This window comes from Microbacterium sp. Leaf161 (assembly GCF_001423645.1).
Lineage (GTDB): Bacteria > Actinomycetota > Actinomycetes > Actinomycetales > Microbacteriaceae > Microbacterium > Microbacterium forte.
In genome coordinates this window covers 1,579,454-1,596,178 of record NZ_LMOW01000001.1, presented here as the reverse complement: position 1 = coordinate 1,596,178, position 16,725 = coordinate 1,579,454, and the positions used below count along the sequence as shown (strand labels likewise).

Sequence of the window (16,725 nt, the reverse complement as noted above, 5' to 3'; positions counted from 1 at the left end):
CAGGCTGCGCGCGGGCAGCGAAAGAGGCCCGGGCGGTGATGGGGGCACCACCGCCCGGGCCTCGGATCAGGGGTCGATCAGGCGTCGACGTCGCCGCGCCAGGCACCGGTCTCGGCGCCGCGCTTCTCGATGAACTCCTTGAAGTTCTTCAAGTCCTTCTTCACCGCGTGCGAGCCGGCGCCGACGAGCGATCCGACCTTCTCGAGAAGGCCCTCGGGCTCCCAGTCGATCTGCACCGTCACACGAGTCGTGAGCTCCTCGAGCTTGTGGAAGGTCACGACGCCCGCATGCTCGGTGTCGCCGCCGACGCTCTTCCAGGCGACGCGCTCGTCGGGGTGCTGCTCGGTGATCTCGGCGTCGAATTCACGCACCGCGCCGCCGACCTTGACTGTCCAGCGGTTGTGGGTGTCATCGATCTGGACGATCGACTCGACCTCGTCGAGGAAGTGGGGGAAGCTCTCGAACTGCGTCCACTGGTTGTAAGCGATGTCGACCGGAACGTGTACGTCGATGGTCTCGATGATCTGCGCCATGTGATGCTCCTCACTGTTCGTCGTTCGTGTGATCCCATTCAGCTGCATGCGACAGGGATCCGCGACGGGGTTGACATCGAGGGCGCCACGACCGAGCATGCGCGCGAGTAGCGTGGAGCGCATGCGCATCCACGCCGCGATCCGCGCCTCCAAGCGCTCGCCCCTGCTGCAGGTGGTGAAGTCCGCCGCGGCGACGATCGCCGCGTGGCTGCTGGCCGGCTGGGTGGTTCCGGGGCAGCTGCCCGTGTTCGCGGCGATCGCGGCGCTCCTCGTCGTGCAGCCGAGCGTCAACCAGTCGCTGTCGAAGGCGCTCGAGCGCAGCATCGGCGTGATCGTCGGCGTCGTGATCGCGGTGGCGCTCGGCCTGCTGCTCGGTTCGCCGAGCTGGATCGTGCTGCTCGCCATCGTCGTGGCCATGCTGGTCGCGTGGGCGTTCAAGGCGACGCCGGGCACCGGCAATCAGGTCGCGATCTCGGCGATGCTCGTGCTCGCACTCGGCTCGACCCCCGACTATGCGATCGCGCGCATCTTCGAGACCCTGATCGGCGTCGTCATCGGCATCGTCGTGAACGCGCTGATCGTGCCGCCGGTGCTGGTCGCCCCCGCCCGCCGCGATCTGGGACTGCTAGGCAGTGAGCTCGCCGCGAGCCTCGACCGACTGGCCGATGCGCTGCCCGAACCGCAGACCCCCGCGAAGCTGCAGGAGCTCATGCTCGAGGCCCGACTGCTGCGCCCGATGAAAGATGCCGCAGAGGCCTCGATCGCGGCCGGCGAGGAGTCGCTCACCCTGAATCCGCGGCGCTCGACGCACCGCGAGGAGCTCCGCGAGATGCGGGCGCTGCTCGAGAGGCTGTCGCCGATCGTGACGCAGACCATCGGCATGACCCGCGCATACTTCGATCACTACGACGATTCGATCGGCCAGGAGCCGGCGGTCCCGGCGATCGCCGAGCAGCTGCGACGTGCGGGGCACGACGTGCGGCTGGCCGTGCAGATCGCCGACGTGTCGCCCGAGCCCGAGACCCTGACTTCGGCGATCCCCGCGCTCACCGCGCCGCTGGTCATCCGGCCGCCGGCGTCGACCCACTGGATCCTGATCGGATCGCTGATGGAAGACCTCCGGCGCATCCGCGGGGAGCTCGTCGAGGAGGAGTGAGCGCGCTGCCCCGCTCCGGAAGGGGCAGCGCGGCGTCAGTCCTGGTCGGGGTCGTCGGCGAGCACGTCGCCGTCGTCGTCCGAGGCAGGGCCTGAGGGGACGACCGTGGGCGGCTCGCCCTTGTTGTCCTCGGTGCCGAGATTGTCGTTCTCCTCCGCACCGGGCGACGGCTCGGTGCTCAGGTCGTTGCGGTCGGTGTCGATGTCGTCGCTGTCGCGGCTCATGGCGTTCCTCTCGTCGGCGTTCGGTCTGCTAGGTGCGAGGCTACGGGCCATGAGGCCCTGAAGCGCGGGCCTTGACAAGCGCCCGAGGCCTACCCTGGTCACATGCCCGACATGACCGTGCCCGAAGCCCTCGCCGAACTGGCAGCCCTCGAGGATCCGAAGATGCGCGCCGCCAACGAGAAGCGCGGCGACGACCACGGCATGAACCTCAGTCGGCTGCGCGGGCTGGCCAAGCGCATCAAGATCGACCAGCCCCTCGCGAAGGACCTCTGGGCGACCGGCGAGACGTCCGCCCGCCTGCTCGCGCTGCTCATCTGCAAGCCCCGCGAGTTCACCGCCGACGAGCTCGACGCGATGCTGCGCCAGACGCAGGCCCCCAAGGTCAACGACTGGTTCGTGAACTACGTCGCCAAGAAGACTCCGCTCGCTGAAGAGCTGCGACTGCGCTGGTTCGACGACGCAGACCCGACGGTCGCCGCCGCAGCCTGGTCGCTCACGACCGTTCGAGTGGCGAAGGATGCCGAGGGCCTCGACCTCGAGCACCTGCTCGACCTGATCGAGCGCGACCTGGTGAATGCCCCGAAGCGCCTGCAGTGGGCGATGAACGAGACGCTCGCGAACATCGGCATCTTCCACCCGGAGCTGCGCGCAAGGGCGCTCGAGATCGGCGAACGCCTGCAGGTGCTCGCCGATTACCCCACCGCCCCGGGTTGCACCTCGCCGTTCGCCCCGATCTGGATCGGCGAGATCGTCAGACGTCGCGAGGGCTGAGCCGCAGCATCCGCAGACTCAGCCCTCGCGCGCACCGTCAGCGACTGTCTGCCACCGCCTGAGCGCGGGGCGCAGCGAGCATCGTCTCGGTGTCGGTGAACTCCTGCTCGATCTCGTCGTTGCGCTTGTAGGTCACGAGACTCACCACAACCGCGGCGACGAATGCGAACACGAACGCCGGGAGAAGCTCGTACAGAGCCGTGTCGAGCGCCTTCCAGACGAACACCGTGACCGCACCGACGAACATGCCCGCGAGCGCGCCCCAGTTCGTGAGCTTGCGCCAGAACAGGCTGAGCAAGATGATCGGGCCGAACGCGGCGCCGAACCCCGCCCATGCGAACGACACCAGTCCGAGGATCGAGTCGTTCGGCGTGATCGCGAGGAGGATCGCGATGATGGCGACCGCGAGCACCGCCATGCGCCCCATCAGCACGAGTCGCTTGTCTGACGGCGGGGTCTTGCGCACCACCTTGTAGAGGTCTTCGACCAGCGCCGACGAGCACACGACCAACTGGCTCGACACCGTGCTCATGATCGCCGCCAGCACCGCTGCCAGCACGAGACCCGCGACGAACGGATGCAGCAGCGTCTGCGACATCAGCAGCACCACCGTCTCGGGGTTGTCGAGCGTGATGCCCCGCTGGGCCATGTAGGCGATGCCGACGAGACCCGAGACGACCGCGCCGCCCATCGACAGGACCATCCACGAGATGCCGATGCGGCGAGCGCGCTTGGCCTCCTGCGGCGAGCGCAGCGCCATGAACCGCACGATGATGTGCGGCTGCCCGAAGTATCCGAGACCCCAGGCGAGGGCCGAGACGATCGCGAGGAAGGTGCCGCCCGTGACTGCTCCGCCGCCGAGCAGCGACAGAAATCCCTCCCCGCCGTTCTCCGTGATCAGCGTCGAGGTCTCCTCGAGCCCGCCGATCGCGATCACGGCCGCGACCGGAACGACGACCAGCGCGAGCACCATCATCAGGCCCTGCACGACGTCGGTGAGCGAGGCCCCGAGGAACCCGCCGAAGAGCGTGTAGAGCAGCGTGATGCCGCCGACCAGCAGCATCCCGAACAGGTAGTCGCCGTTGAACGAGCTCTCGAAGAAGACGCCCGCGGCCACCATGCCCGACGAGATGTAGAGCGTGAAGAAGACCAGGATGATCAGGCCGGAGACCACACGCAACGAGCGGCTCGTGTCGCGAAGTCGGTTCTCGAAGTAGCTCGGGATCGTGATCGAGTTGCGCGACACCTCGGTGTAGGCGCGAAGACGCGGAGCCACCAGCAGCCAGTTGAGGTAGGCGCCGATCGTCAGACCGATCGCGATCCAGGCCTCGATGAGGCCGGCGGCGTAGATCGCCCCGGGAAGACCCATCACCAGCCAGCCCGACATGTCTGCCGCGCCGGCGCTGATCGCGGCGACCCACGGGGGCAGGTTGCGTCCGCCGAGCATGTAGTCCTCGTGGTCGGAGGTGCGCTTGTACGCGAAGTACCCGATGAGCAGCATTCCGGCGAAGTACAGCCCGAGCGCCCCGTACAAGAAGATCTGGTCGGACATCATCGTCCCTCCTGAGCGGTGCCGATCACCGCATCCGTACCGATGATCTCAAGGCCGATGCCGTCGTCGGACGCGCCACGCAGAGACGGCTGGTTACGCTGAATCCATGAGCACGCACATCGCCGCACAGCCCGGTCAGATCGCCCCCATCGTCCTGTTCCCCGGCGACCCGCTGCGGGCGAAGTGGATCGCCGAGAACTTCCTCGACGGCGCCGAGCTGTATTCCGAGACCCGCGGGATGCTGGGCTACACCGGCACATGGAACGGCCACCGTGTCTCGGTGCAGGGCTCGGGCATGGGTCAGCCGTCGATGGCGATCTATGCGAGCGAGCTGTTCGAGGAGTACGGCGTGCAGACGATCGTGCGCGTCGGCTCGTGCGGGGCATTGACCGAGAAGCTGAAGGTGCGCGACATCATCATCGCGAACGGCGCCTGCACCGATTCGGGCATCAACCGGGTGCGCTTCCACGGGCTCGACTATGCACCGGTCGCCGATTTCGGTCTGCTGCGCGCCGCGGTCGAGGCGAGCGAGGCCGAGCCTCTCGACGCCGCCGTGCACGTGGGCCTGCTGTTCTCGAGCGACCAGTTCTACAGCACGCGCCCCGAGCTCACGGAGCCTTTCGTGCAGCACGGCGCACTCGGCGTCGAGATGGAGGCAGCAGGGCTGTACACCCTCGCGGCGTTCCACGGGCGCCGCGCTCTGGCGATCTGCACGGTGTCGGATCACATCGTCACGGGTGAGCAGACCACCGCCCAGGAGCGCGAGCAGACGTTCGGCGACATGATCCGCATCGCGTTGAGCGCGGCGACCTCGGTCTGAGGCGTTCACAATTCAGCATGAGATCGTGCTGACCGCTCGAATCCGGTGATCTCGGCCGCATCGGACGATTCCCTGCTGAGTACTGCACGAGGTTCGCCCGTGCCGGAGGTGGGATGATCGACAGACCATGCCTGCGATCCTCGACCACACGACGCTGACAGACGGATCCGATGCGGATGCCGTCTACACGGCGTTCGTCGAGTGGGCGGAGTCGACCGGCATCAGCCTGTATCCCGCGCAGGACGAGGCGGTCATCGAGATCGTCTCGGGCAACAACCTCATCCTGTCGACGCCCACCGGCACCGGCAAGTCGCTCGTCGCGGTCGGGGCGCACTTCGCGGCACTCGTCGAGGGGCGTCGCTCGTTCTACACGGCTCCGATCAAGGCGCTCGTCAGCGAGAAGTTCTTCTCCCTGGTCGACGTGTTCGGCGCCTCGAACGTCGGCATGATCACCGGTGACTCCTCGGTCAACCCCGATGCGCCGATCATCTGCTGCACCGCCGAGATCCTCGCGAACCTCGCGCTGCGCCAGGGCACGGACGCCGCGGTGCACCAGGTCGTGATGGACGAGTTCCACTTCTACGCCGATCCCGACCGCGGGTGGGCGTGGCAGGTTCCGCTGCTCGAGCTTCCTCAGGCGCAGTTCATCCTCATGTCGGCGACCCTCGGCGATGTCTCGCAGCTGTCGAGCGACCTCACCCGCAGGACCGGCCGCGACACGGCATCCGTCACGGGCGTCGAGCGTCCCGTGCCGCTGCACTACTTCTATGAGACGACGCCGATCCACGAGACGATCGACGACCTGCTCGGCACCGGCCAGGCCCCGATCTACGTCGTGCACTTCTCGCAGGCGGCGGCGATGGAGCGGGCACAGGCGCTGTCGAGCACCAAGGTCGCCACGCGTGAGCAGCGCGATGAGATCGCCGCGCTGATCGGCGGGTTCCGGTTCACCACCGCGTTCGGCAAGACCCTGTCGCGGTTCCTGCGTGCGGGCATCGGCGTTCACCATGCCGGGATGCTGCCGAAGTACCGGCGCCTCGTCGAGCAGCTGGCCCAGCGCGGACTGCTGCGCGTGATCTGCGGCACAGACACCCTCGGCGTCGGCATCAATGTGGCCATCCGCACGGTGCTGCTCACGGCTCTCACCAAGTTCGACGGCACCCGGATGCGGCAGCTCAGCGCTCGCGAGTTCCACCAGATCGCGGGGCGAGCCGGACGCGCGGGCTTCGACACCGCCGGCACCGTGGTCGCCCAGGCTCCCGAGCACGAGAGCGAGAACGTCGCCGCGATCAAGAAGGCCGGTGACGACCCCAAGAAGAAGCGCAAGATCGTCCGCAAGAAGGCACCCGACGGCTTCGTGTCGTGGGGCGAGCCGTCGTTCCGCAAGCTCATCGACGCCGAGCCCGAGACCCTGACCTCGCACATGCAGATCACGAGCGCGATGATGCTCAACGTGATCGGCCGCGGCGGCGACGTCTTCGGCAACATGCGCGCCCTCGTCTACGACAACCACGAGCCACGCAAGCGGCAGCGCGAGCTGGCCCTGCGCGCCATCGGCATCTACCGGACTCTGCTCGAGTCCGGCGTCGTCGAGCAGACGGACGACGGCGAGATCCGCCTCACCGTCGACTTGCAGCCGAACTTCGCGCTGAACCAGCCGCTGTCGCCGTTCGCCCTCGCGGCGTTCGACCTGCTCGACCGCGATCCGACTGCAGGCACGGGAACCGGCTCCTACGCGCTCGACATGATCTCGATCGTCGAGTCGACGCTCGACGACCCTCGGGCGATCCTCGGGCAGCAGGAGTTCCTCGCGCGCGGAGAGGCCGTCGCCGCGATGAAGCGCGAGGGCATCGAATACGACGAGCGCATGGAGCTGCTCGAGGAGATCACCTATCCGAAGCCCCTCGATGAGCTGCTCACGGCCGCGTTCGAGACCTTCAGCGCCGCGCAGCCGTGGATCCGCGACTTCGAACTGCACCCGAAATCGGTCGTGCGCGACATGTACGAGCGGGCCATGTCGTTCGGGGAATACGTCGCGTACTACAAGATCGCCCGCTCCGAGGGCGTCGTGCTGCGCTACCTGTCCGACGCCTACCGGGCAGCCTCCCAGACGATTCCCGAAGAGGCGAAGGACGAGGATCTCCGCGACCTGATCGAGTGGCTCGGCGAGCTCGTGCGTCAGGTCGACTCGAGCCTGCTCGACGAGTGGGAAGAGCTGGTCAACGGCGTGCTGCACGGCCCTGACGACGAGCCGATCGTGCCGCCGGCGCCGAAGCGTCTCACGTCGAACACCCGCGCTTTCCGCACCCTCGTGCGCAATGAGCTGTTCCGACGGGTGCAGCTCGCGGCTCGTGAAGACGTCTCTGCGCTCGCGGACCTCGACCCGTCGTTCGGCGCGGATGCCTGGTCGGACGCTCTCGACGGCTACTTCGCCGATCACGACGAGATCCTCACCGGTGCGAACGCACGCAGCGCGCAGTTGCTGCTCATCACCGAGGGCACGACCGAGTGGACCGTGCGTCAGATCCTCGATGATCCGGCCGGCGACCACGACTGGGGAATCTCCGCCACCGTCGACCTCGCCGCCTCCGATGAGGAGGGTGCTGCGGTGCTCACCGTGACGGGCGTCGACCGACTCTGAGGCGGCCAATGGCTGGTCTTCCCCACGGATGGCTGACCGTATGACGCTCATCAGTCAGCCATCCTGGCTTCGGTCAGCCTTTTGCGCCTGAGCCATCCGCGCCTCAACCACGCGAGTCTCAGTCAGCCACCCAGGCCTCAGTCAGCCGCCCGGGCCGCAGCCTCGCGGGCCGCAGCCTCGCGGTCGACGAGGAGCAGCGGGTCGAACAGCGCCCCGAGCCCCACACGCACGAGACCCGCGTGCACCACCAGACAGATCGCAATGACGGCACCCGTGAGCACGACCGGCCAGACGACCTCGGTCGCCGGGGTCGTGAGCCAGCCCGCCCCGCGCAGCGCTCCGTCGATCAGCGCGAGCGGGATCATGTGGATCACGTAGATCGGCAGCGTGCGCTGACCCACCCACCGCAGCGGACGGGCGACGACGCTCGCGCAGTGGTCGATCGTCGCGCAGGCCGCGACCCCGAACGCGACCGCGACGATGGCGAGCAGGGGCCATACGCCCGGCCACTGACGCATGCCGAGAACTCCGACCGCGCCGACGGCTGCAACATATGCCGTTCCGAGCATGAGAGTGCGAAAAGGGCTGGATGCCGCGGCGAAACGCTCGATCACGCTCCGCAGCCGCAGCCCCGCGAGGAAGAAGAGGAGGTTCTGCACGACCTGCCACAGGTTGCCCAGGTCGGGGATGACCCCCGCCGACGCGACCGCAGCGATCACGAACGCGACCGGCAGCACCACGGCGGTCGGCACTTGCCTCACGAGGCGCGCGACGAGCAGGTACACCGCCAGGGCGAGCAGATACCAGAGGTTCGTCGGGCTGATCGTGAGCTGCGCGAGCAGCTGCCATCCGTTCTCGGCTCTGGCGGTGTCGAAGTCCGGCGTGAGCGCGAGCACGAATGTCTGGATGACGACCCAGATGACGTAAACCGCCGCGAGGCGGCCGGCGCGACGTCGCCAGGGGGTGCCCGCGGGCGCGTTCACGACGCGACCGGCGAACATTCCCGAGATCAGGAAGAACAGCGGCATCCGCAGCGGCAGCAGCTGCGCGTTGAGAGTCGCCCAGGCATCGGTGACGGGTCCTGCACCCTCGACCGCGATCGCGTGCTTGGTGACGACGTGCCAGAGCACCACGAGGATGATGCACATGCCCTTCGCGACATCGGGCCAGCCGACGCGAGCGGTCACCGCCCCGGCACCTCGGCGGCGCGCACCAGGCGCGACACCAGCTCGACGTACGACACGTCGGCCGACGCGAACATCCGCGGCACCTGGGACGCCGCCGTCAACCCCGGCATCGTGTTGACCTCGTTCAGCACCGGCCCCGCCGCCGTGAGGAAGAAGTCCATGCGCGCGACGCCGGCGCATCCGAGCGCATCGAACATGCTCAGAGCCGCGCGCGTGAGCGAAGTCGTCTCGGCAGCCGAGAGCTGCGCAGGGACCGTGAACCGCGCACTGCCGTCGTACTTCATGGCGGTGTCGAAGAGCCCCGCCGCGTGGATCTCCAGTGGGGGCGCCGCCCAGCGCACCCCTCCGGCTTCCTTGATCACGGCGACGTCGATCTCCCTCCCGTGCACGACCTCCTCGACGAGGATTCGTCGATCGAACCGCGCCGCCTCGTGCAGGGCGGGCCCGAGCTCGCCCTCGTCACGCACGAGAGAGACACCGTAGCTCGATCCGGCCGACACCGGCTTCACGACCACCGGCCCCTCGAACTCGGAATCCCCGCAGTCGGCTGCATCGATCAATCGGCCCCTCGCGGTGCGCAGCCCCGCCGCCTCGGCGACGAGCTTCGTCGCCCACTTGTCCATGCCGATCGCCCCCGCCCGAGGCCCGGATCCGACCACGCGCACGCCCGCGAGAGCGCACAGTGCAGCGAGCACCCCGTCTTCGCCCAGCGCTCCATGCACCGCGGGGAATACGACATCCGCAGCAGCTAGGAGCGGCATCGCGAGGGCCAGGGACTCGGCGGCGGTGGCACCCTCCGAGACGCCCGCCACCTCCCAGACACCCTCTCGCGAGATGGTGGCCGTGCTGACGTCGTATCCCCCGACACGCAGAGCCTCGGCGACCGCGGCAGCCGACGCGAGCGAGACCGCGTGCTCGGCGTTCTGCCCTCCTCCGATGACCAGCACTCTCACGCGATCGCCCTCTCGACCCGGGGACCGATGCCCGTGACGATCGTGTGCGGGATGCTCCCCGCCCACCGGGCCCACTCCTGCACGCTCGGCGCCGCCCCGCCCTCCGGGCCGAACACCACTGCTGTCGTGCCTCTGGGCACGGCCAGATCCCCCGTGTCGACGACGATCTGATCCATCGACACCCGCCCGACGATCCGGCATCGGATGCCCTCGATCGCGACGCCCGCACCTGGTGCGAGTTCCCGCGGGATGCCGTCGGCGTACCCGACGCCGATGACGCTCAACCGGGTCGGGTGCTCGGTCACGTATGCGCCGCCGTAGCCGACCGGTGTGCCCGCTGGCACGACACTGCTGTGCACGACCGACGCTGTCAGGCGCGCAGTTCCGTGCAACGACACAGTCTCCGACGGGTCGATGCCCACGAGCCCCGCGCCGACGCGAACCATGTCGAAGTGCGTCGCCGGGTCCGTCAGCGTGCCGGAGGTCGCCGCGAGGTGCACGATCAGCGGTCCGAACCCGGCACGCAGCACGGCATCCCTCGCCTGTCTCATCCGCAGCACCGCCGGTGCGTTGATCGCGGGGTCAGCGGCGTCGGCGTCGGGAAGGTGCCCCATGACGCCGATCACCTCGATGCGACCGCGTCCGGAGCGCGCCACCTGCAGCAGCTCGGCCCAGTCCTCGACCGGCGCGCCGCCTCGTGACATGCCCGTGTCCATGTGCAGGTGCACGCGCACGCGTCCGCCGGGCAGCGACGACGCATCGGCGATCAGCTGCCGCAGCTCGTCGACAGAGCCGACCGCGATGTCGACGCGATCCGCGACGACCTGCGAGACGTCGACCCCCGCCGGGTTCAGCCACGCGAGGATCGGCACCTCGATGCCCGCATCGCGCAGCTCGGCGGCATCCCCTGCGTCTGTCACGCCCAGCCATTCGGCTCCGGCGTCGATCGCAGCAAGGGCGACGTGGACGGCGCCGAGACCATAGCCGTCGGCCTTCACGACCGCCATGATGCGGGAGTCGGTGGCCGACCGCATCCGCTCGACGTTCGCCGCGATCGCGTCGGGCAGCGTGTGCAGGGTCGGAGCGTGCATGCGCGAGAGTGTGAGGCGCGGAGTCGTGAGTGCGGTCGTCATCGCTGGGTCCTCGGGTCGGCAGTCGGGTCGTCGTACATCAGCGGGCAGCCGTTCGCCACAGCCGCCGGACGCAGTTCGAAGTGCCAGCGCTCATTCGCGTAGATCTGGCACAGACCGAACTCGTCGCCGCGCTGCGCCAGCCAGTCCTGCGCGGTGAGAGGGCCGAGGTCGATCGCATCCCCCGACACGTGCTCCGAGTTCTCGGGAGTGGCGACCCAGCGCGCGGCCTCCTCTTCGGATCCGTACTCGGCGACGGCATCCTGCCGCAGCACCTGCTGGTACTCGGCCGAGCGCCATCCGCTGTTCACATGCATGCGCACGCCGTCGCGTTCGGCGGCAGTGGCGGCGGCACGCACGGCAGTGAGGAGGTCGGAGTCGAGGTTCGTCACGGCGGGCGTCTCGTCGAACACCGACACGGCGCCCTCATCGCGGATCACCCCGTCGGCCTCGGTGAGCGATGCAGGCGAGACGGTCGGGGGGACGGATGCCGACGCCAGAGACTGCTGGCCGATCAGCACGGCCGAGCCCGTGATGGCCGCGGCGAGCAGGGCGACACCGATGACCGCAATGAGGCGTCGTTGTCTGAGGGCAGTGCGTGTGTTCATGTCCTCAGTCAAGAAGGGGCCCTGTTGCGACGGCGTATGCGCTTTTGCATATGCTCCCGATATGCCCGGGTGCGTAAGCTCTGAGCACATGGGAGCTGTGTCGTGAGGGTGCTGATCGTCGAGGACGAGCCCTACCTCGCAGAGGCCGTGCGCGACGGACTGCGGCTCGAGGCGATCGCCGCCGACATCGCCGGCGACGGAGACACGGCGCTCGAGCTGCTCAGCATCAACTCCTACGACCTCGCCGTGCTCGACCGCGACATCCCCGGCCCCTCGGGCGATGACGTCGCCCGCTCGATCGTGGCGTCGGGCAGCGGCATCCCGATCCTCATGCTCACCGCGGCCGACCGCCTCGACGACAAGCAGACAGGTTTCGAGATCGGCGCCGACGACTACCTCACCAAGCCCTTCGAGCTGCGCGAGCTCGTGCTGCGGCTGCGTGCGCTCGACCGTCGGCGCCAGCGTGTGCGGCCGCCCGTGCTCGAGATCGCGGGGCTGCGGCTCGACCCGTTCCGCCGCGAGGTCTTCCGCGACGGCAAGTACGTCGCCCTCACGCGCAAGCAGTTCGCCGTGCTCGAGGTGCTCATCGACGCGGCCGGCGGAGTCGTCAGCGCCGAGCAGCTGCTCGAACGAGCGTGGGATGAGAACGCCGACCCGTTCACCAACGCGGTGCGCATCACCGTCTCGTCGCTGCGCAAGAGACTGGGTGAGCCCTGGCTGATCCTCACGGTGCCGGGCGTCGGCTATCGCATCGGGACGGATGCCGATGGCTGACCAGGTCCGCACACCGAGGCGCCGCGGCATGAGCGCCCGCTGGAAGCTCACGTTGAGCTATGCGGGCGTCGTCGTGGTGTCGGGCATCGGGCTGCTCGCGGCCGTCGCCCTCTACCTGCTGCGGTACGTGCCCGACGTGAACATTCCCACCGATCTCGATATGTTCGTGCCGAACCGCTCAGACCTCATCCGCGCCTTCATCCCCGCGGCGGTCGCGATGATGCTCGTGCTGCTCGCGATCGGGCTGGGCGGCGGCTGGATCATCGCCGGTCGGATGCTGGCTCCCCTCGACCGCATCGGCCGCGCGGCGCAGCTCGCGGCACAGGGGTCGCTGTCACACCGGGTGGCCCTCGAAGGGCCGCGCGACGAGTTCCGCGACCTCGCCGACGTTTTCGACTCGATGCTCGAGCAGCTGGAGGCGCACCTCGCCGAGCAGCAGCGATTCGCGGCGAACGCCTCGCACGAGCTGCGCACCCCGCTCGCGATCTCGCAGACCATGCTCGAGGTCGCCCGCAACGACCCCGACCGCGACGTCGACGCGCTGATCGACCGGCTGCACGAGGTCAACGCACGGGCGATCGAGTTGACCGAAGCGCTGCTGATGCTCAGCCGCGCCGAGCGCCGCACGTTCACGCGCGAGCCGATCGACCTCTCGTTGCTGGCCGAGGAATCGGCTGAGACGCTGCTTCCGCTCGCCGAGCGCCGCGGCGTGACGATCGACGTCGGCGGCGACACGGCGAACGTGCTCGGGTCCCCCGCCCTGCTCCAGCAGCTGATCACCAACCTCGTGCACAACGCGATCGTTCACAATCGCCCCGTCGACGGCACCGTCGTCGTCCGGACGCACACCCTGCCGCATGCCGTCGCGCTCGTGGTCGAGAACACCGGTGACGTGCTGCCTGCCCATCTCGTGGCGACGCTCGCCGAGCCCTTCCAACGCGGTGCCGACCGCACCCGCAGCGACGATCACGGGGGCGTCGGCCTGGGCCTCGCGATCGTGCAGCGCATCGCTCAGGCGCACGAGGGGTCGCTCGTGCTCACCGCTCGCCAGGGGGGCGGGCTGAACGTGACGGTGTGGCTGCCGCATCCGTTCCCCGGGCCCCTCGCCTGACTGTCTCCGTCTGAAACCGGGCATCTGAAGCCGGGGCGCCGCCGGTCCGGGGCTGAAGCCGCATGCCGGACGTCCAGGACTGAGGCCGACCGCCGGCGGTCCGGGCTCGATGCCGTCTGCAGGACCGAAGCACGGATGCAGGACCAGAAACGTCGTTCAGCCCTGCATCCGTGCTGTGATCCTGCAGACGGGCCGCCGCTGATCGGGGCACTCCGAAAGTGGCCCACCCCGAAGGTCGGCCGACCGCCGACGGTCAAGGTCGGATGCCGTCTGCAGGACCGAAGCACGGATGCAGGACCAGAAACGTCGTTCAGCCCCGCATCCGTGCTGTGATCCTGCAGATGGGCCGCCGCTGGGGCGGGGCCGCCCCGATGGGACGGGGCCCTCCGGATGCCGGGTCAGGCGACCTGCTCGCCCCGGAGTGCAGCGAGCTCGCGGCCGTAGGTGCGCGCCGACTGCTCGGCGTTCTCCTTGAGCTCGCGGGCGGTGTCGGCGAAGGCGTCGAGTGCCGGGTTCACGCCCACGAGAGTGAAGGGCCGCTCGACGATGCGCAGGTCGAGACCCCAGACGTCCTCGAGCACGCGGCGCAGCCATCCGGTGGAGTGGTCCCAGCCCTCCTTGGGGGTTCCGGGGGCGTAGTTGCCGCCGAGCACCGTGACGAGGGTCGCGGGCTTGCCGCGGAGCGCAGTGCCCTGGGGGTCGATGCGCGGATCGGTGTAGGCCAGGTCGAACCAGGTCTTGAAGTGCTGCGAGACGCCGTAGTTGTAGAGCGGCACGGCGAACAGCAGCGCGTCAGCGGCGATCAGCTCGTCGGCGAAGGTCGTGGCGAGGGCGCGGGCCGCACGCTGGGCATCGGTGCGCTGCGCCTCGTCGACGAAGCCGCCGGTCACGGCATCCGCCCATGCCGTCGCGGGCACGGGGTCGGCGGCGAGGTCGCGGCGGGTCACGGTGGAGTCGGGGTGGGATGCAGTCCACTCGGCCTCGACGAGGTCGGCGAGCGAACGGCTGGCGGACGACGCAGGAAGGATGCTGGCGTCGAGGCGGAACAGGGACATGGAGGGTGCCTTTCGTTTGCGTAGTCGCTCTGTTTTTCTTAGCGACTCGCGTTAACGTAGCACAGGTATGATGGGGCCATGGCCGAGATCGACGAAGAGCGTCACGTATGCGACGCCGCCGTCACACTGGCCTTCAGCGTGCTCGGCAAGCGCTGGAACGGCATGATCGTCTCGTCGCTCGGCGGGGGCTCTTCCACCTTCGTCTCATTGCGCCGCGCAGTCTCGGGCATCAGTGACACCGTGCTCTCCGACCGTCTCGCCGAACTCGCCGATGCAGGACTCGTCGCCCGCGCGGTCGACGCGGGCCCGCCAGTCACAGTCTCGTACTCGCTGACCGACAGCGGCCGCGGACTCCTGCCGATCCTCGACCAGTTGGGCACCTGGGCGTCCGCGAACCTCGAGATCCGCGCACGCTGACGCCGCCCCTGCGGCCGGCTCCCGCCCCGCCTGGCTGACCGATGCGCGCCCGGCCGACCGGGAAGATCCGTTCAGACAGACATCCGGGGAGTCCTCAACCCGACGACCGCGGACATGGTCGCTGAACTCACCAGGGGCTGGGCTCGTAGTCCTTCAGGAAGACGCCGTGGATGTCTTCGCCTGCCTCGCCGCGCACGATCGGGTCGTACACGCGGGCAGCTCCGTCGACGAGGTCGAGCGGGGCGTGGAAGCCCTCTTCGGCCAGACGCACCTTCGTGTAGTGCGGGCGCTCATCGGTGATCCAGCCGGTGTCGACGGCGGTCATCAGGATGCCGTCGGTCTCGAGCATCTCGCCGGCGCTCGTGCGGGTGAGCATGTTGAGAGCGGCCTTCGCCATGTTCGTGTGCGGGTGTCCGGGGCCCTTGTAGCGGCGCGAGAACTGCCCCTCCATGGCCGAGACGTTGACCACGTACTTGCGGTTCGACGGCGAGGCGGCCATCGAGGCGCGCAGACGACTGATCAGCAGGAACGGCGCGGTCGTGTTGGCGAGCTGCACCTCGAGCATCTCGAGCGGATCGACCTGGTCGATCGACTGCACCCAGCTGTTCGAGGTGTTCACGTCGGGCACGAGGCCGCCGGCGTCGATCGCCGTGCCGTCGGCGTGCTTCTCGAGCGACGACGAACCGGGGGCCATCGCGAGGCGTGCGAGGTCTTCAGCCGTCAGCGCCTGGCCGCCCTGCTCGGCGACGGTTCCGCCGAGGGCCGCGACCGACAGCAGCGGGTGCGAGTCGACCGAGGCCTGCAGCGCCTGCGGATGCGGGTCGACGGTGTGCCCGAAGGTCTCCATCTCGGGCAGCGGACCGTCGGGAAGCGGCTGCAGCTCGGCATCCGCCAGCAGTGAGTAGGAGCCGGGTGAGCGACGCACGGTCTGCGCGGCGTTGTTGATCAGGATGTCGAGCGGGCCTTGAGCGGCGACCGAGTCGGCGAGACCGATCACCTGGGCGGGGTCGCGCAGGTCGATGCCGACCACGCGCAGGCGATGCAGCCAGTCGCCCGAGTCGGGGAGCGCCGAGAATCGGCGAACCGCATCGCGCGGGAAGCGCGTCGTGATCGTCGTGTGGGCGCCGTCGCGCAGCAGCCGCAGCGCGATGTGCATGCCGATCTTGGCGCGGCCGCCGGTGAGCAGCGCCCGCTTGCCGGTGAGGTCGGTGCGGGCGTTGCGCTTGCCGTGGCTGAAGCGCGCACAGTCGGGGCAGAGCTGGTGATAGAACGCGTCGACCACCGTGTACGGCTGCTTGCAGATGTAGCAGTTGCGGGGTTTCAGCAGCTCGCCCGCGATCGGAGCGTCGACGACGCTGGTCGCGAGGTCGTGACCGCGGGTCTCGTCGTCGATGCGGTCGGGCGCTCCGGTGGCGGTGCGGGCGACGACGGCCCTGTCGGCGTCGGCGATCGCATCGCGGATCTCTTTGCGACGCACGCGCTTGACGGCCTTGAACATCGCCGCGGTCGCATGACGGACCGCGACGAAGTCGGGGTGCTCGTTGTCGATCTGGTGCAGCTCGGACAGGACCCGCAGCGTGGTGGCCAGATCTTCGGGGTCGATGCCGGGTCCGAGGTCGGGTGCAGCGTCGGAGGAGGCATCGGTCATTGTGCCGATTTTACGCGAGATCGCGCGGTGCTTTCCTGGGAAGGCCGGACCGCAGACCGCCGGTCGGCGTTCACAACTCAGCAAGAATCGGCGTCGTCGACGAGAGGCGGGCCGAAACAGCGGGAAAGACGGCTTCCCGAATCGC

At 68.8% G+C, this 16,725-nt stretch carries 16 protein-coding genes; 7 read left to right on the top strand and 9 right to left on the bottom strand.

Going from position 1 to position 16,725, the window contains the following annotated elements:
* Positions 1–77 precede the first annotated feature (77 nt).
* Positions 78–533, bottom strand: coding sequence for an SRPBCC family protein (locus tag ASF87_RS07840; RefSeq protein WP_056376412.1), 456 nt, complete (start codon positions 531–533; stop codon positions 78–80).
* A 121-nt stretch (positions 534–654) separates the two neighbouring features.
* Here ASF87_RS07840 and ASF87_RS07835 point away from each other — a divergent pair, with 121 nt between their 5' ends.
* The gene (locus ASF87_RS07835; RefSeq protein ID WP_056376411.1) at positions 655–1,689 is read left to right on the top strand and encodes an FUSC family protein; all 1,035 of its coding nucleotides are present in this window, start codon (positions 655–657) and stop codon (positions 1,687–1,689) included.
* 35 nt (positions 1,690–1,724) lie between these two features.
* Here the strand turns inward: ASF87_RS07835 and ASF87_RS07830 are convergent, their stop codons facing one another.
* Positions 1,725–1,913, bottom strand: coding sequence for a hypothetical protein (locus ASF87_RS07830; RefSeq protein WP_056375390.1), 189 nt, complete (start codon positions 1,911–1,913; stop codon positions 1,725–1,727).
* 102 nt (positions 1,914–2,015) lie between these two features.
* On the opposite strand from ASF87_RS07830, the gene ASF87_RS07825 reads away from it, so the two are divergent.
* Positions 2,016–2,684, top strand: coding sequence for a DNA alkylation repair protein (locus ASF87_RS07825; protein ID WP_056375389.1), 669 nt, complete (start codon positions 2,016–2,018; stop codon positions 2,682–2,684).
* A gap of 37 nt (positions 2,685–2,721) precedes the next feature.
* On the opposite strand, the gene putP is transcribed toward ASF87_RS07825, so the two are convergent.
* On the bottom strand, positions 2,722–4,236 hold the full coding sequence (putP, locus tag ASF87_RS07820; RefSeq protein ID WP_056376410.1) for a sodium/proline symporter PutP: 1,515 nt from the start codon (positions 4,234–4,236) through the stop codon (positions 2,722–2,724).
* 106 nt (positions 4,237–4,342) lie between these two features.
* Between putP and deoD the strand changes: the two genes are divergently transcribed.
* Both deoD and ASF87_RS07810 read left to right on the top strand, forming a co-directional pair.
* Positions 4,343–5,056 (top strand): purine-nucleoside phosphorylase, encoded by a 714-nt coding sequence (gene deoD, locus ASF87_RS07815; RefSeq protein ID WP_056375388.1) that lies wholly within the window; start codon positions 4,343–4,345, stop codon positions 5,054–5,056.
* Between the two features lie 127 nt (positions 5,057–5,183).
* Positions 5,184–7,697, top strand: coding sequence for a DEAD/DEAH box helicase (locus ASF87_RS07810; RefSeq protein WP_056375387.1), 2,514 nt, complete (start codon positions 5,184–5,186; stop codon positions 7,695–7,697).
* A 137-nt stretch (positions 7,698–7,834) separates the two neighbouring features.
* On the opposite strand, the gene ASF87_RS07805 is transcribed toward ASF87_RS07810, so the two are convergent.
* The 4 genes from ASF87_RS07805 to ASF87_RS07790 are packed head-to-tail and all read right to left on the bottom strand — an operon-like array spanning position 7,835 to position 11,575.
* Positions 7,835–8,884 (bottom strand): acyltransferase family protein, encoded by a 1,050-nt coding sequence (locus tag ASF87_RS07805; RefSeq protein WP_056375386.1) that lies wholly within the window; start codon positions 8,882–8,884, stop codon positions 7,835–7,837.
* Positions 8,881–9,837: a D-alanine--D-alanine ligase family protein gene (locus ASF87_RS07800; RefSeq protein ID WP_056375385.1), complete on the bottom strand. Its 957-nt coding sequence runs from the start codon at positions 9,835–9,837 to the stop codon at positions 8,881–8,883. Before ASF87_RS07800 ends, ASF87_RS07805 begins: the two co-directional genes overlap by 4 nt.
* Complete coding sequence (gene alr, locus ASF87_RS18030) at positions 9,834–10,970, bottom strand: alanine racemase (protein WP_082508801.1); 1,137 nt, start codon at positions 10,968–10,970, stop codon at positions 9,834–9,836. The genes ASF87_RS07800 and alr overlap by 4 nt, the downstream gene beginning before the upstream one ends.
* Positions 10,967–11,575: a M15 family metallopeptidase gene (locus ASF87_RS07790; RefSeq protein ID WP_056375384.1), complete on the bottom strand. Its 609-nt coding sequence runs from the start codon at positions 11,573–11,575 to the stop codon at positions 10,967–10,969. The genes alr and ASF87_RS07790 overlap by 4 nt, the downstream gene beginning before the upstream one ends.
* 102 nt (positions 11,576–11,677) lie before the next feature.
* On the opposite strand from ASF87_RS07790, the gene ASF87_RS07785 reads away from it, so the two are divergent.
* Both ASF87_RS07785 and ASF87_RS07780 read left to right on the top strand, forming a co-directional pair.
* On the top strand, positions 11,678–12,349 hold the full coding sequence (locus ASF87_RS07785; RefSeq protein WP_056375383.1) for a response regulator transcription factor: 672 nt from the start codon (positions 11,678–11,680) through the stop codon (positions 12,347–12,349).
* A gap of 28 nt (positions 12,350–12,377) precedes the next feature.
* The gene (locus ASF87_RS07780) at positions 12,378–13,460 is read left to right on the top strand and encodes a sensor histidine kinase (RefSeq protein WP_056376408.1); all 1,083 of its coding nucleotides are present in this window, start codon (positions 12,378–12,380) and stop codon (positions 13,458–13,460) included.
* Positions 13,461–13,858: 398 nt separating this feature from the next.
* Here the strand turns inward: ASF87_RS07780 and ASF87_RS07775 are convergent, their stop codons facing one another.
* On the bottom strand, positions 13,859–14,515 hold the full coding sequence (locus ASF87_RS07775; protein ID WP_056375382.1) for an FMN-dependent NADH-azoreductase: 657 nt from the start codon (positions 14,513–14,515) through the stop codon (positions 13,859–13,861).
* A gap of 78 nt (positions 14,516–14,593) precedes the next feature.
* On the opposite strand from ASF87_RS07775, the gene ASF87_RS07770 reads away from it, so the two are divergent.
* The gene (locus ASF87_RS07770) at positions 14,594–14,932 is read left to right on the top strand and encodes a winged helix-turn-helix transcriptional regulator (protein ID WP_056375381.1); all 339 of its coding nucleotides are present in this window, start codon (positions 14,594–14,596) and stop codon (positions 14,930–14,932) included.
* A gap of 127 nt (positions 14,933–15,059) precedes the next feature.
* On the opposite strand, the gene ASF87_RS07765 is transcribed toward ASF87_RS07770, so the two are convergent.
* Positions 15,060–16,580 (bottom strand): SDR family NAD(P)-dependent oxidoreductase, encoded by a 1,521-nt coding sequence (locus ASF87_RS07765; protein WP_056375380.1) that lies wholly within the window; start codon positions 16,578–16,580, stop codon positions 15,060–15,062.
* Between the last annotated feature and the right edge of the window lie 145 nt (positions 16,581–16,725).

Coding starts and splice junctions, on each gene's coding strand:
- ASF87_RS07840 (WP_056376412.1), bottom strand. CDS start 533: ATGGCGCAGATCATCGAGACCATCGACGTACACGTTCCGGTCGACATC.
- ASF87_RS07835 (WP_056376411.1), top strand. CDS start 655: ATGCGCATCCACGCCGCGATCCGCGCCTCCAAGCGCTCGCCCCTGCTG.
- ASF87_RS07830 (WP_056375390.1), bottom strand. CDS start 1,913: ATGAGCCGCGACAGCGACGACATCGACACCGACCGCAACGACCTGAGC.
- ASF87_RS07825 (WP_056375389.1), top strand. CDS start 2,016: ATGCCCGACATGACCGTGCCCGAAGCCCTCGCCGAACTGGCAGCCCTC.
- putP (WP_056376410.1), bottom strand. CDS start 4,236: ATGTCCGACCAGATCTTCTTGTACGGGGCGCTCGGGCTGTACTTCGCC.
- deoD (WP_056375388.1), top strand. CDS start 4,343: ATGAGCACGCACATCGCCGCACAGCCCGGTCAGATCGCCCCCATCGTC.
- ASF87_RS07810 (WP_056375387.1), top strand. CDS start 5,184: ATGCCTGCGATCCTCGACCACACGACGCTGACAGACGGATCCGATGCG.
- alr (WP_082508801.1), bottom strand. CDS start 10,970: ATGACGACCGCACTCACGACTCCGCGCCTCACACTCTCGCGCATGCAC.
- ASF87_RS07790 (WP_056375384.1), bottom strand. CDS start 11,575: ATGAACACACGCACTGCCCTCAGACAACGACGCCTCATTGCGGTCATC.
- ASF87_RS07780 (WP_056376408.1), top strand. CDS start 12,378: ATGAGCGCCCGCTGGAAGCTCACGTTGAGCTATGCGGGCGTCGTCGTG.
- ASF87_RS07775 (WP_056375382.1), bottom strand. CDS start 14,515: ATGTCCCTGTTCCGCCTCGACGCCAGCATCCTTCCTGCGTCGTCCGCC.
- ASF87_RS07770 (WP_056375381.1), top strand. CDS start 14,594: ATGGCCGAGATCGACGAAGAGCGTCACGTATGCGACGCCGCCGTCACA.
- ASF87_RS07765 (WP_056375380.1), bottom strand. CDS start 16,580: ATGACCGATGCCTCCTCCGACGCTGCACCCGACCTCGGACCCGGCATC.